Genomic DNA, 12907 nt, shown 5'->3' with positions numbered 1-12907 from the left:
ACGGCAGGCCCATGGCCGCGTACGCCGTTGTACGCGGCTCGCCGCATCGCACCGCGGCCGGCCGTGACGATCACTGGTCAGGGCAATCCCGTGCCGGCCGCGGAGTCTTTCGGGGTGGGCGTCAGCCCAGGCGCTGCACCAGCGCGCGGTACTCGTCCCACAGTTCCTTCGGGGTGTGGTCGCCGAAGGTGTTGAGGTGCTCGGGGACCAGGGCGGCCTCCTCGCGCCAGACCTCCTTGTCCACGGTGAGGAGGAACTCCAGGTCGGAGTCGGACAGTTCGAGGCCCTTGGTGTCGAGGGCGTCCTTCGTCGGCAGGATGCCGATGGGGGTCTCGACGCCCTCGGCCTTGCCGTCCAGGCGTTCCACGATCCACTTCAGGACGCGGCTGTTCTCGCCGAAGCCGGGCCAGACGAACTTGCCCGCCTCGTTCTTGCGGAACCAGTTGACGTAGTAGATCTTCGGGAGCTTCGCCTGGTCCTTGCCCTTGGCGACGTCGACCCAGTGGCCCATGTAGTCGCCCATGTTGTAGCCGCAGAACGGCAGCATGGCGAAGGGGTCGCGGCGCAGCTCGCCGACCTTGCCCTCGGCGGCGGCGGTCTTCTCGGAGGCCACGTTGGCGCCGAGGAAGACGCCGTGGTTCCAGTCGAAGGACTCCGTCACCAGCGGGACCGCGGAGGCGCGCCGGCCGCCGAAGAGGATCGCCGAGATCGGCACGCCCCTGGGGTCCTCCCACTCGGGCGCGATGATCGGGCACTGCGCGGCGGGGACGGTGAAGCGGGCGTTGGGGTGGGCGGCGGGGGCGCCGGAGTCCGGCGTCCAGTCGTTGCCCTTCCAGTCGGTGAGGTGGGCGGGAGTCTCCTCCGTCATGCCCTCCCACCAGATGTCGTTGTCGTCGGTGAGGGCGACGTTGGTGAAGACCGAGTTGCCCCAGAGCGTCTTCATCGCGTTGGCGTTGGTGTGCTCACCGGTGCCGGGCGCCACGCCGAAGAAGCCGGCCTCGGGGTTGATGGCGTACAGGCGGCCGTCCTCGCCGAAGCGCATCCAGGCGATGTCGTCGCCGATGGTCTCGACGGTCCAGCCGGAGACGGTGGGTTCCAGCATGGCGAGGTTGGTCTTGCCGCAGGCGCTCGGGAAGGCGGCGGCGACGTACTTCGACTCGCCCTGCGGCGGGGTCAGTTTGAGGATCAGCATGTGCTCGGCGAGCCAGCCCTCGTCGCGGGCCATGACGGACGCGATGCGCAGGGCGTAGCACTTCTTGCCGAGCAGGGCGTTGCCGCCGTAGCCGGAGCCGTAGGACCAGATCTCGCGGCTCTCGGGGAAGTGCGAGATGTACTTGGTCCGGTTGCAGGGCCACGGGACGTCCGTCTCGCCCTCGGCCAGCGGCGCTCCGAGCGTGTGCACGGCACGCACGAAGAAGCCGTCGGTGCCGAGTTCGTCCAGCACCGGCTGTCCCATACGGGTCATGGTGCGCATGGACACGGCGACGTAGGCGGAGTCGGTGATCTCGACGCCGATCGCGGAGAGGTCGGAGCCCAGCGGGCCCATGCAGAAGGGGACGACGTACATCGTGCGGCCGCGCATGGAGCCGCGGAACAGGCCCTTCTCACCCGAGAAGATCTCCCGCATCTCGGCGGGCGCCTTCCAGTGGTTGGTGGGGCCGGCGTCCTTCTCCTGTTCGGAGCAGATGAAGGTGCGGTCCTCGACGCGGGCGACGTCGGTGGGGTCGGAGGCGGCGTAGTAGGAGTTCGGGCGCTGGACCGGGTCGAGCCTCTTGAAGGTGCCCTTCTCGACGAGCTCGTCGCACAGTCGCTCGTACTCGGCCTCGGATCCGTCACACCAGACCACGTTGTCCGGCTGCGTCAGTTCGGCGATCTCGTTCACCCAGGAGACGAGTTCCTGGTGGTGGGTGGGGATGACGGGGGGAGCCGCGATGTCGCGCGCCACGATTGCTCCTAAATGAGGGATTTTTTGTCTGGAGGCCCCGTGGGGGCTGCGACCCGGATGCTTCGGATGGTGACCTTGGCGCTCATCCGGTGTCGACCGCACTCATTTGATCATCCGATGCTACCGCCCATATGTCCATAGGGCCTCACAGGTGAGCGGAGTGAGGATGGCCACGTGTAGAGGCGTCGTTTTGCGTCCACATGACGTTCAGCCGACGGCCCTTTGACCCGACCCCGTGAGATGCTGGCCACTCTTCACCGCCGGATGCGCGGGACCGACGCGTAAGTTACGGTTCCGTAGGTACGATTCGCCCATGACTGCGTCCGTCCCCGACGCGCCCACGGACTCGCCGGCCGCCGGCCCCGCTTCCGTCGCGCACTCCCTGTCGGAAGAGATCAAGCCCAAGCTCCGCGGCTGGTTGCACCTCGGCATGTTTCCGGCCGCTCTCGTCTCCGGACTGGTCCTCACCGCCCTGGCGGACTCGTCCCGCGGCCGCATCGCCTGCGGAATCTTCGCCCTGACGGCCTGCCTCCTGTTCGGGGTGAGCGCCCTCTACCACCGCGGCGACTGGAGCCCGCGGATGGACGGCGTCCTGCGCAGACTCGACCACGCGAACATCTTCCTGATCATCGCGGGCACCTACACCCCGCTGACCATGCTGCTGCTGCCGGAGGCCAAGGGCCAGTGGCTCCTGTGGAGCATCTGGGCCGCCGCGGCGGCGGGCATCGTCTTCCGGGTCTTCTGGGTCGGCGCCCCGCGCTGGCTCTACACCCCCTGCTACATCGCGATGGGCTGGGCGGCCGTCTTCTTCCTGCCGGACTTCATGCGGGCGGGCGGTATCGCCGTCATGGTCCTGGTGATCATCGGCGGGCTCCTCTACAGCGCGGGCGGCGTGATCTACGGCATCAAGCGCCCCAACCCGTCACCGCGCTGGTTCGGCTTCCACGAGGTCTTCCACTCCCTGACCCTCGCCGCCTTCGTCGTGCACTACGTCGGCATCTCCCTGGTGGCGTACCAGCACGGATGACGCCCCTCTCCGCCCTCCTGCGGCCACGGCTTCCGAGCCGTGGCCCTTTTTTGTGTACCGGCGCCCGCATTCCGGAAGGGCCTGACGATTGACACGCACCATCTTTTGAGAGTTACTCTCATTTCATGGCTACTGTCACGAACACTGCCGCGGTGGGATCCGACCCACGCCGCTGGTGGGCCCTGGGGGCCCTGGTCGCGAGCATGCTCACGCTCGGCTTCGACACGACGATCCTCAACGTGGCGCTCCCGACGATGGCGGGACAGCTGGGCGCCAGTACCGGCCAGCAGCAGTGGATGGCGGACGCGTACGTCGTCGTCTTCGCGGCCCTGATGCTCCCGGCCGGCCTGCTGGGCGACCGCTTCGGCCGACGGAACATGCTGATCACCGGCCTGGGGATCTTCCTCGCCGGCTCGCTGGTCGGCACCCTGGCCGGGGACGTGAACGCGGTGATCGCCGCCCGCGCCGTGATGGGCGTCGGGGCCGCGCTGGTCACGCCGCTCGCGCTGTCGGTGCTGCCCTCGCTGTTCGCGCCCGAGGAGCGCACCAAGGCCGTCGGCATCGTCTCGGCCGGCTCGACGCTCGGCCTGCCGCTCGGGCCGATCATCGGCGGCTGGCTGCTCAACCACTTCTGGTGGGGCTCGGTCTTCCTCATCAACATCCCGATGGCCGCGATCGGCATCGCCGCCTGCGTCTTCCTGCTGCCGGAGACCCGCGACCCCGCCTCCCCCAAGGTCGACGTGGTCTCCACCGCGCTCACCGCGACCGGCCTCGGCGCGCTCATCTACGCGATCATCGAGGCGCCCACCCGGGGCTGGGGCGACCCGCTGGTCCTCGCGATGGACGCCGCGGCCGTCGTACTGATCACCGCGCTGGTGCTGCGCGAGCGCCGGGTCGCACGGCCCATGCTCGACATGGGGCTGCTGGCCCACCGCGGGTTCCTGTTCAACACGCTCGCGGCGACCCTCCTCATGTTCGTGCTGTCCGGCCTGCTGTTCGTCCTGCCGCAGTACCTCCAGGCCGTCCTCGGCAACGACGCCCTCGGCACCGGTGTGCGGCTGCTGCCGATGATGGGCGGTCTGATCGTCGCCGCGCGGGCCGCGCAGCCCGTCGTGGTCCGGTTCGGGGCGCGGGCGGTGGTGAGCGCGGGACTGGTGGTGCTGGCCTTCGCCATGCTGCTGGGCAGCCGTACGACGGTCGACTCCGGGTACGGCTTCACCGCGCTGTGGCTGTCGATCGTCGGGTTCGGCTTCGGCTTCTCGATCGTGCCCGCGATGTCCGGCGCCCTGGGCACCCTGCCCAGCGACCGCGCGGGCAGCGGATCCGGCCTGCTGATGACCCTGCGCCAGGTCGGCGCCGCCATCGGCATCGCCCTGCTCGGCAGCCTGCTCGCGAGCACCTTCCGCGACCGGCTCGACGTGACCGCGCTGCCCGCCGGGGCCGCCGACACCGCCGGGGACTCGGTGGTCGCGGCCCATGTGATCGCCGAGAAGGCGCACCTGACCGACCTCGCCGCCTCCGCGAACTCCGCCTACGTCCACGGCATGAGCCTGGTGCTGCTGGTCTGCGGCATCGCCGCCCTGGCCTCGGCACTGCTGGCGGCCGCGTTCCTGCCGGGCACCGCACAGGTGGAGGAGACCGATGTCGAGGACGCCGGAGCGGAGGCCCCCGGTCCCGAGGACGCGGGAGCCGTGGCCGCCGGTCCCGGCTTGGTCACCCCCACGGCCGATGCCCGACAATGAGCGCATGACGGCCGCACGCATCAGCTCTCCCGCCGACCACCCCCAACCGGGTCTCCGGGAGCGCAAGAAGATCAAGACCCGCGAGGCGATCCGCACCGCCACCTACGCGCTGGTCGGGGAACAGGGGTACGACGCCACGACGATCGACCAGATCGCCGAGCGCGCCGAGGTGTCGCCGTCGACCGTCTTCCGCTACTTCCCGACCAAGGAAGACATCATCCTCACCGACGAGCAGGACCCGATCCTGCTGGAGGAACTGCGCTCCCGGCCCGCGGACGAGGCGTTGGCGGACACCATGCGGTACGTCATGCGGGAGGGTGCCCGCAGGGGCTTCGACGAGGACCCGGAGGTGGCCCGGATCCGCACCCATCTGATGGTGCAGGTTCCGGCGGTGCGCTCGCGGATGATGGAGAGCATGTCGTCCATCGGCCGCATGCTCTGCGTCGCGATCGGCGAGCGCACCGGCCGCGACCCCGACAGCCTGGAGGTCCGCGTCTACACGATGTCCCTGCTCGGCGGCCTGATGGAGACGGCCCTGTACTGGGGCGAGCACGGCCACGAGGACGACTTCAGCGCCCTCCTCGACCGCACGCTGGAGGTTCTGGAACACGGCCTGAGCAAGGAAAACCGCTGAGCCCCCGCCCCTGGGCCGTGCCATCCTGACCAGGTGAACGCATTCGAGATCCGCGTCGAAGTCGCCCCGGAGCTGGCCCTGTTCGTCCCGCCCGCGCGGCGTGCCGGAGCCACCGCGCTCGCCGTCGACGGCGTCTCCACCCTCGGCCATGTCGTCGAGTCGCTCGGGGTGCCCCTCACCGAGGTCGGCACCCTGCTCGTCGACGGCCGTGCGGTACCGGTCTCGCACATCCCCTCAGCCGGCGAGTCGGTGACCGTCCGCCCGGTGGCCCGCCCTCAGCAGATCCCGGAAGCGCCGCTGCGCTTCCTCCTCGACGTCCATCTCGGCACCCTGGCCCGCCGGATGCGTCTGCTCGGCGTGGACACGGCGTACGAGTCGACCGACATCGGCGACCCGGCGCTCGCCACCCGGTCGGCGGCCGAACAGCGCGTCATGCTGAGCCGGGACCGGGGCCTGCTGCGGCGGCGCGAACTGTGGGCGGGCGCGTACGTCTACAGCACCGACCCCGAGGAGCAGCTCCGCGACGTCCTCGACCGGTTCGCGCCCGAGCTGCTTCCCTGGACGAGGTGCACCGCCTGCAACGGGCTGCTGCGCAAGGCCACCAAGGACGAGGTCGCCGACCAGCTGCGCCACGGCACGAAGCAGTCGTACGACGTGTTCGCGCAGTGCCTGTCCTGCGGGCGCGCGTACTGGAAGGGCGCGCACCACGAGCAGCTGGTGGCCATCGTGGAGCGCGCCCTGGCGGAGTTCGCGGGCTAGCGCCTAGCCCTTGCGCAGATCACCCTTTCCGCAGGCGAGGCCGTCGCGGTCCGGGTCGAGCCGCAGCGGGTCGTCCTTGCCGTTGACCCTCAGCCGGCCGTAGTCGTTGGCCTTGAGCCAGGAGCAGCGGGCGGCCGTCGTCTTCTTCACCGTCGGCGGGAACGCCGTCGGCACGCACACGTTGATCGAGCCGTAGTGCCGGTCGCAGCCGGAGACGGTGGGCGAGACCGGCTGTGAGGTCTTCTTCTTCCCGGGGCCGGTGACCTTGCCGGTCAGGTCGTCGGCGAAGGAGTGGACGTGCGGTGCGGCCTCGGTGCCGGAGGACACCGAGAACGTCGACGCGGAGTCGGCGCTCAGTGCGGCCGGACCCTGGAGGTGCACCCACTTCGCCACCGACGGCACGCCGTTCGCGTCCACCGCGAAGAGCATGTACCAGCCGGGCGGCGCCAGGTTCGGGTTGCTCGTCACATTGAGGTCGACGTTGTTGCCGTCGACCGACAGCGGGAGGTCCACGAAGCGCTGGTTCGGGTCGGAGGAGTGGGTCACCGCCGCCGGGCGGATCAGCTCCGCCTTGGCGATGGGCCGGTCCACCGTGATGCGCTGGGTGTCGCCGTACGTCCACTCCGTGTCGATGACCGATGTGATCGCCGGCCGGGCGCCCCTGAGGAGGTAGGGCGGGGTGTAGATCGACACGTTGTGGTTCCAGGTGCCGTTGCCCGGGTTGTCACCGGTGGACATCACCCGGCCGTCGGGCAGCAGGAACGAGGAGGAGTGGTAGCCGCGGGCCTGCGGGTCGGCGGCGACGGGATCGAAGGTGTTGGTGCCGGGGTCGTAGAGCGACGACTCGAAGACCGGGTCGGCCCGGTTGTGCAGCGCGCCGCCCGTCTCCAGCACCTTGCCGTCGGGCAGGAGCACGGCAGACACGTACATCTTGCCCTGGGCGCCGGTCTCGGGCACGGGCCCGTTGCCGAGGTCCACGGTGCCCTGCGGGAGCGGTGGTCCGGCGACGTACGTCGGGTTCGCGGCCTTCAGGTCGATGATGTCGGTGAGCCGGTTGCCGTCCGGGTTGGAGTCGATGTTGCCGCCGCCGAGAGTGAGGACCTTCTGGTCCTGCGCCGGAGGCAGCAGCACGCTCGCCGACTGATCGCGCTGGTCCTTGTTCTGGAGGCCGGGGATCTGGGTGACCGTGTTGGCGTCGTAGTCGTAGACCGCCGAGCCCGTGCCCGGGATGTTGTTGCCGAAGACATGGCTGCCCGAGTAGAAGAGGCGGCCGTCCTGCATCAGGATCATCGACGGGTACAGGCCCCAGTACGACCAGGTCTGGTTGACCTTCCACAGCGGCTGCCACCGCTGCTCGGCCTGCGAGAACAGCTCGGCCGTCACCGATCCGGTCGAGTCCTCGCGCAGCCCGCCGAAGGACAGCACGTCGCCGTTGCCCATGACCGTGGCCGACGGGTACCAGTGGCCGTCGTTCATGTCGTTGGTCCTGCTGTACGTCTCGGTGACGGGATCGAAGACGTACGAGTCCTTGAAGCCCTCGTAGCCGTGCCCGCCGACCACCGGGTAGGCCTTGTTGCCGCTCATCACGAGGACGCGCCCGTCCTGGAGCTGCACGTGTCCGGCGCAGAACATGTCCTTCGGCGTGGGGACGACCTTGTAGGTGCCGTTCGCCGGGTCGTACACCGCCGAAGTGAACGTGCCCGCGTCGAACTGCTCCTCGCTGTTGCCGGAGCCCGCGATCAGCAGCACCTTGCCGTTGTTGAGGACGACGGAGTGCATGGCGCGGACCGGGTTCTGCGTGGGCAGCACGTCCCATCTGCCGTCGGCGCAGGTTTCGGCGGTGCCGGTGCAGGTCGCGGGCGGGAGGACGTCCGGCACCTGGTCCATCGTGTAGTCGTCGGTGGTCACCGAGCCGGTCCCGTAGACGGAGACGCCCCAGGTGATGCGGTCGGTGCCGGCGGGCACCGCGGGGGTGCGGACCCCGGCCCGGGTGTAGACGGACGCCGGGTCCAGCGTCTTGAGGTCCGTCCAGTACTGCCAGCCCGCCGTCGTGTCGTGCCGGAAGAGGGTGACGGAGGTGTCGGGGGTCGTCGACTTGTACCAGAGCGACAGGTCGTACTGCTTGCCCGGCGTCACCGCGGGCGCGCACTCCGCCGACTCGGTGATCAGCGCCTTGCGGTCGCCGTCGACCCGGCGGGTCAGTGTCACCTTCATCGCCTTGGCGCCGGTGTGCGCGTCCGAGGTGTGCGCGAAGGCGAAGTCGTTGTCTCCCCAGCCCGACTTCTCCCAGCAGTACGGCATGCCGTCCGTACCCGCCGTCTCGAAGCCGGCGTTCTTGATGAGGTCGGCGGCGGACGCGGGCTGCGGGCCGGCCAGCAACAGGCCTCCGGTGAGGCCCGTCACCGCCAGCATCGCGACTCGTCCACGGTGTCTGTTCACACGGCTCTCCTTGCGGTGCGGCTCCCCCGCGGCCTCCTGCGGGGGAGGTAGACCAGCGCTTCGGTACCGGCGAAGCGCACGACGAACGTCGTCACCAGCGCCAGCGCGGTCGCGGACAGCGCGCCCATCCCGAGCCGGTGCACGAACAGCGCGATCAGCGGGATGCGCAGCACCAGGTCGGCGTTGGCGAGCAGCGCGAACCGGCCGGCCCTGTCCCACCAGCGGCGATGGGCCCGGCGGTCGCGGAACAGCAGATGCTCGATGAGGACGAAGTTCCAGGCGACGCCCAGCTGGTTGGCGAGGATCTCGGCCGGCACGTAGTGCAGTCCGGCGGCGGTGAGGGCCCACAGCCCCAGCAGGTTGGGCAGGAACCCGGTGGCCCCGATCAGCCCGAAGCCGACCATGCGGGCGACCGGCGAGGCGGTGCGCAGTCCGACCAGGTGGCGCAGGAAGCGGAAGCCCTCCCGCGCGCTCGACTTGGACTCGCCCGCGAACCGCTCCTCGAAGACGAACGGGACCTCGCCGACCACGCGCGGGCGGCTGCGGACGGCGAGTTCGAGGAGGATCTTGTAGCCGAGCGGCTTGAGGACGTCGGCGGTGACCGCGCTGCGCCGGATCGCGAAGAACCCGCTCATCGGGTCGCTGATGCCGTGCAGTCTGCGCGGGAACAGGGACTTCGTGAGCCAGGTCGCCCCGCGCGAGACGGCCACCCGGTAGCTGCCCGCGAGCCCGGCGCGGCTGCCGCCCTTGATGTACCGGGAGGCGACGACGAGCCCGGCGTTCGACCGCTCCCCCGTGGCCACCAGCTCCGGGACCAGGGACGGGGGATGCTGGCAGTCGCCGTCCATGACGACGATCCAGTCCGACCCGGCCGCCTTCATCCCCTCGACGACCGCGCCGCCGAGCCCGCCGACCGGTTCCTCCCGGTGCAGCACGGTCACCGGGAAGGGGCAGTCGCGCGCCGCGTCCCGGATGACCTCGGGGGTGTCGTCGGTGGAGTCGTCCACGAAGACGACCTCGCAGGGCAGCCGGGACGGCACCGACTCGGTGATCCGGCGCAGCAGTTGGCGGATGTTCGCCGACTCGTTGAAGGTCGGCACGACGATGGTGACCGCGCCGGGCTCGGCGAGTTCGGCCGCGCTCAGATCGGGCACGGGGGCGCTGTACTCGGTGTAGTCGTGGCTCATCGGACGCCTCCGGAGTCGTTCTGGATCCGCCGGATCTCGATCCGGTCCTCACCGGAGCCGAAGGTGGCCACCGGCGTCGAGTGCTCGAGGGCCGCCCCGACCTGCGGCAGGTCGCTCGCGTCCCGCCGGACGGTCGGCGAGGCGACGACGTAGTCGATGTCCCGCCAGCCGTTCGGCAGGGTCTTGGTGACGGCCGGGTCGAGGTCGGCCTTGTAGAACCAGATGGCCCCGAGTCCCGGCCGGTAGCCGGCGTGCACCAGGTCCAGCCAGAGCGCGTCGTCGACCAGGACACGGGTGCCGGCCGGGTCCTCGACCTGGGTGGACAGCCAGGTGGAGGCGGCCCGGTAGGGGGCGTTGGCGTCGGCGGTGACGGCGGTGCGGTCACCGTCGTACCAGCGCGGGACGACGTACGCCCCCGCCGCCAGGGCGAGGACGGCCGCGAGGGCGTAGCGGCCGCCGGTCCGCCACCGTGGCTCGTCCGGCCGGCGTCGTTTGCGCAGGACGGCGTGGGCGATGCTCGCCGTGCCGCCGGCCAGGACGAGCGCGAGGAACGGCAGCGCCTGGATGACGTACATCGCGGGCAGGTAGCCGCTGGGCCGCATCGCGACCACCGCGAGGATCGCGACGGCCAGCGAGGGTCCGGCGAGGGCGCGGGCGGTGACCGACCAGCGCCAGGTGAGCAGGAGCAGCAGGGCGCCCGCGAGGCCGCCGAGGATCAGCACCCGGTCGTAGTAGAGCCACGACCGGAGCGCGTCGTGGGACCCCGAGCCCTGGTCGAGGATGAAGCCCGACCCCGGTCTGGTCATCTGGTAGGCGATGCCGTCCCAGAGGGAGACATGGCCGCTGCCCGGCAGCAACTCGCCCTTGAGGAGGGCGAAGAGGGGATAGGCGAGGCCGATCAGCACGCAGGCGGTGACCGCGCCGGTGAGGGCGAACTTACGGGTGTCGCGGTGGCTGTGCCGCCACATGGTGACGAAGACCGCCGGGAGGACGAAGAGCATCGTCTCCTTGGTGAGCACGGCCGTCGCGGCGGCGACGCCCGCGCCGAAGTGGTGCCAGAGGTGGCGGCTCGGCGAGGCGGCCAGGGTGAACGCGAGCAGGGTCCACATCACCGCGAGGTTGTCCAGGAAGATCTCCCGCTGGAGGACGACCGAGAGCGGGGAGAGCCCGAACAGGACCATGCCGAGCGCGGCCGCCCATCGGGGCAGCGACAGCCGCCGCCCGAGGACGTACACGAGGACGGCGCTGATCGCGCCGACCACGAGCATCGCGGCCCGCATCGAGCCGACGGTCATCGAGTCGGGGCTGATCAGCTTGGGGATCCAGGTCAGCAGGGCGAGCTGGATCCAGCCGAGGGGCGGGTGGTCGTACCAGTAGGTGTAGTGGGCCAGGCCCTTGCCCTCCTGGACGGCCCAGGCCTGGGCGAGGTAGGTGCCCTCGTCGTCGCTGAGGGTCGGGTAGTCGGCGATGTTCCAGCCCTGCACGACGAGGATCGCCACCAGGAGCACGCCGCACAGGATCAGGTCGGGACGGGACCGGCGCAGCCGCTTCGGCGAGGCCGTTCGGCCGGCCGAACGGGAGTCGGGCACAGGTCGGCGCTGCGCGGGGACCGTGCCGGTGGTCACCGCGGGAAGGGTGGAGGTCACGCAGGAACGTCCTCTCGGATCACTGCGGGATCGGAAGCGGGTGCGGCTGCGGTCGCGGTCGCAGGCCCGGTCGCGGGCCCGGTCCCGGTCGCGGTCCCGGTCGCGGGTCCGGTCGCAGGCCCGGGAGTGGCCGGCGTCGCGGGTCGGGGAGTGGCCGCGGTCAGATGCGCGCCGACATGCGAGGTCAGCTCCCAGTCGTTCCGGCCGCGTTGTTCACGCCAGACGGCGCGCATCGCGGCTCCCGCGAGGAGCACCTGGTAGAACGGGCCGCCCACGACGAGCTTGAGGTAGTGGACGAGGCGGATGCGCAGGCCGTACTGCTTGCCGAAGTCGTGCAGGCCGACGAGCTCGAAGACGAAGGTGACGAGTGCCGTCACGGCCGGCAGGAAGGTGACGAAGGCGATCCCGACGGGCACGTCGAGGAAGAGCGCGATCGCCACGTTGAGCGGGATGACGACCCCGGAGAACGCCTGCAGGAAGGGCGTCATGAGGGTGTAGCGGGCCAGCAACCGCTGCCCGAATCCCGGGAGTTGCTTCCAGTCCTTCTTCCGGTAGACCTGGAGGAAACCCTGGTTCCAGCGGGTGCGCTGCTTGAGCAGGGACATCAGCGAGCCCGGGGTCTCCTCCCGGGTCACCATGTCGGAGTCGTAGGCGACGACGACCCTCTTGCCGACGCTGGAGAGGCGGACACCGAGATCGCAGTCCTCGGCCAGGCAGTCGGGGTCCCAGCCGCCGGCCTCCCTGAGGGTGTGCGTCCGTACGAAGACGGTGTTGCCACCCAGCGGGATGAATCCTTTCTGCGCATGCAGATGGAGCCGGGAGCGGAACCAGAAGAAGTACTCCAGGCAGTTGCGCAGGCTGTACCAGCTGGAGTGGAAGTTGATGAGCTGCACTCCGCCCTGCACCACGTCGGCCTCCGTGGTCCGGAAGGCGTGGTCGACATGGGCGAGCAGCTCGGGATGGACCTGGTCCTCGGCGTCGAAGACCCCGACGACATCGCCGCGGCAGTGCGGCAGCGCCGTGTTCATGGCCTTCGGCTTGTTCTTCTTCTCGTGGGTGTCGACGACGACACGGACGCGCGGGTCGCGTGCGGCGGCGCTCTCGGCCACCGCCGTGGTCTCGGGGTCGTCGTGACCCACGATGACGATGATCTCGAAGTCGGTGTGGCTGGATTCCAGCAGCCGCTGGATGGTGTGGTCCAGCACGGCTTGTTCGTGCCGTGCCGGAAGCAGCAGCGAGAAGGAGACGTGTTCGTCGCCGTCCGGGCTGCTGAACCGGGTGGAGGCGAGCACTTCGGGCGTACGCCACGCGTGCATCTGCCACCACAGGGTGAACGCCGCCATCCAGAACAAGGCCAGTGAGACGGCGGCGATGAAGACAGACGTGAGCAAGCAGATCCCCCCAGATCCCAGAGCCCCCTGAGCGACGACGTGTCACATCCGTCGCGTCACTGTGGAGAGACTAGGGGGACTCTGTGAAGTCCGGGAACTCTTCCGATAAATAGATTGTTTCGGAACTCTGCCGCTCG

The 12907-nt window shown here is 70.0% G+C and carries 9 protein-coding genes; 4 read left to right on the top strand and 5 right to left on the bottom strand.

Going from position 1 to position 12907, the window contains the following annotated elements; genetic code table 11:
• Positions 1-121: 121 nt before the first annotated feature.
• A complete protein-coding gene (locus ABT070_RS12345; protein ID WP_351758395.1) occupies positions 122-1945 on the bottom strand; it encodes a phosphoenolpyruvate carboxykinase (GTP) in 1824 nt (607 codons plus the stop codon).
• Positions 1946-2258: 313 nt separating this feature from the next.
• Between ABT070_RS12345 and trhA the strand changes: the two genes are divergently transcribed.
• From trhA to ABT070_RS12325, 4 genes are all read left to right on the top strand, one after another.
• The gene (gene trhA, locus ABT070_RS12340; RefSeq protein WP_351758393.1) at positions 2259-2972 is read left to right on the top strand and encodes a PAQR family membrane homeostasis protein TrhA; all 714 of its coding nucleotides are present in this window, start codon (positions 2259-2261) and stop codon (positions 2970-2972) included.
• A 125-nt stretch (positions 2973-3097) separates the two neighbouring features.
• Positions 3098-4714 (top strand): DHA2 family efflux MFS transporter permease subunit, encoded by a 1617-nt coding sequence (locus tag ABT070_RS12335; RefSeq protein ID WP_351758390.1) that lies wholly within the window; start codon positions 3098-3100, stop codon positions 4712-4714.
• A gap of 4 nt (positions 4715-4718) precedes the next feature.
• Positions 4719-5348 (top strand): TetR/AcrR family transcriptional regulator, encoded by a 630-nt coding sequence (locus ABT070_RS12330; protein WP_351758387.1) that lies wholly within the window; start codon positions 4719-4721, stop codon positions 5346-5348.
• A 33-nt stretch (positions 5349-5381) separates the two neighbouring features.
• Positions 5382-6107 carry a Mut7-C RNAse domain-containing protein gene (locus tag ABT070_RS12325; RefSeq protein WP_351758384.1) on the top strand — a complete coding sequence of 242 codons (726 nt, stop codon included), beginning with the start codon at positions 5382-5384 and terminating at the stop codon, positions 6105-6107.
• 3 nt (positions 6108-6110) lie between these two features.
• Here ABT070_RS12325 and ABT070_RS12320 read toward each other — a convergent pair whose 3' ends face one another.
• The 4 genes from ABT070_RS12320 to ABT070_RS12305 are packed head-to-tail and all read right to left on the bottom strand — an operon-like array spanning position 6111 to position 12770.
• Positions 6111-8519: a galactose oxidase family protein gene (locus tag ABT070_RS12320; protein WP_351758568.1), complete on the bottom strand. Its 2409-nt coding sequence runs from the start codon at positions 8517-8519 to the stop codon at positions 6111-6113.
• 23 nt (positions 8520-8542) lie between these two features.
• Positions 8543-9733: a glycosyltransferase gene (locus ABT070_RS12315; RefSeq protein WP_351758382.1), complete on the bottom strand. Its 1191-nt coding sequence runs from the start codon at positions 9731-9733 to the stop codon at positions 8543-8545.
• Positions 9730-11379: an ArnT family glycosyltransferase gene (locus ABT070_RS12310; RefSeq protein ID WP_351758380.1), complete on the bottom strand. Its 1650-nt coding sequence runs from the start codon at positions 11377-11379 to the stop codon at positions 9730-9732. The genes ABT070_RS12315 and ABT070_RS12310 overlap by 4 nt, the downstream gene beginning before the upstream one ends.
• On the bottom strand, positions 11376-12770 hold the full coding sequence (locus ABT070_RS12305) for a glycosyltransferase (RefSeq protein WP_351758378.1): 1395 nt from the start codon (positions 12768-12770) through the stop codon (positions 11376-11378). Before ABT070_RS12305 ends, ABT070_RS12310 begins: the two co-directional genes overlap by 4 nt.
• Between the last annotated feature and the right edge of the window lie 137 nt (positions 12771-12907).

Source organism: Streptomyces sp. NPDC002884 (assembly GCF_040295245.1).
GTDB lineage: Bacteria > Actinomycetota > Actinomycetes > Streptomycetales > Streptomycetaceae > Streptomyces.
Note: the sequence above shows the minus strand (reverse complement) of the source record. Positions and strands in the feature narration are given on the sequence as shown.

What these genes read in the sequence shown, in the direction of transcription:
- trhA (WP_351758393.1), top strand. Translation starts at nt 2,259, where the DNA reads ATGACTGCGTCCGTCCCCGACGCGCCCACGGACTCGCCGGCCGCCGGC.
- ABT070_RS12335 (WP_351758390.1), top strand. Translation starts at nt 3,098, where the DNA reads ATGGCTACTGTCACGAACACTGCCGCGGTGGGATCCGACCCACGCCGC.
- ABT070_RS12330 (WP_351758387.1), top strand. Translation starts at nt 4,719, where the DNA reads ATGACGGCCGCACGCATCAGCTCTCCCGCCGACCACCCCCAACCGGGT.
- ABT070_RS12320 (WP_351758568.1), bottom strand. Translation starts at nt 8,519, where the DNA reads ATGCTGGCGGTGACGGGCCTCACCGGAGGCCTGTTGCTGGCCGGCCCG.
- ABT070_RS12315 (WP_351758382.1), bottom strand. Translation starts at nt 9,733, where the DNA reads ATGAGCCACGACTACACCGAGTACAGCGCCCCCGTGCCCGATCTGAGC.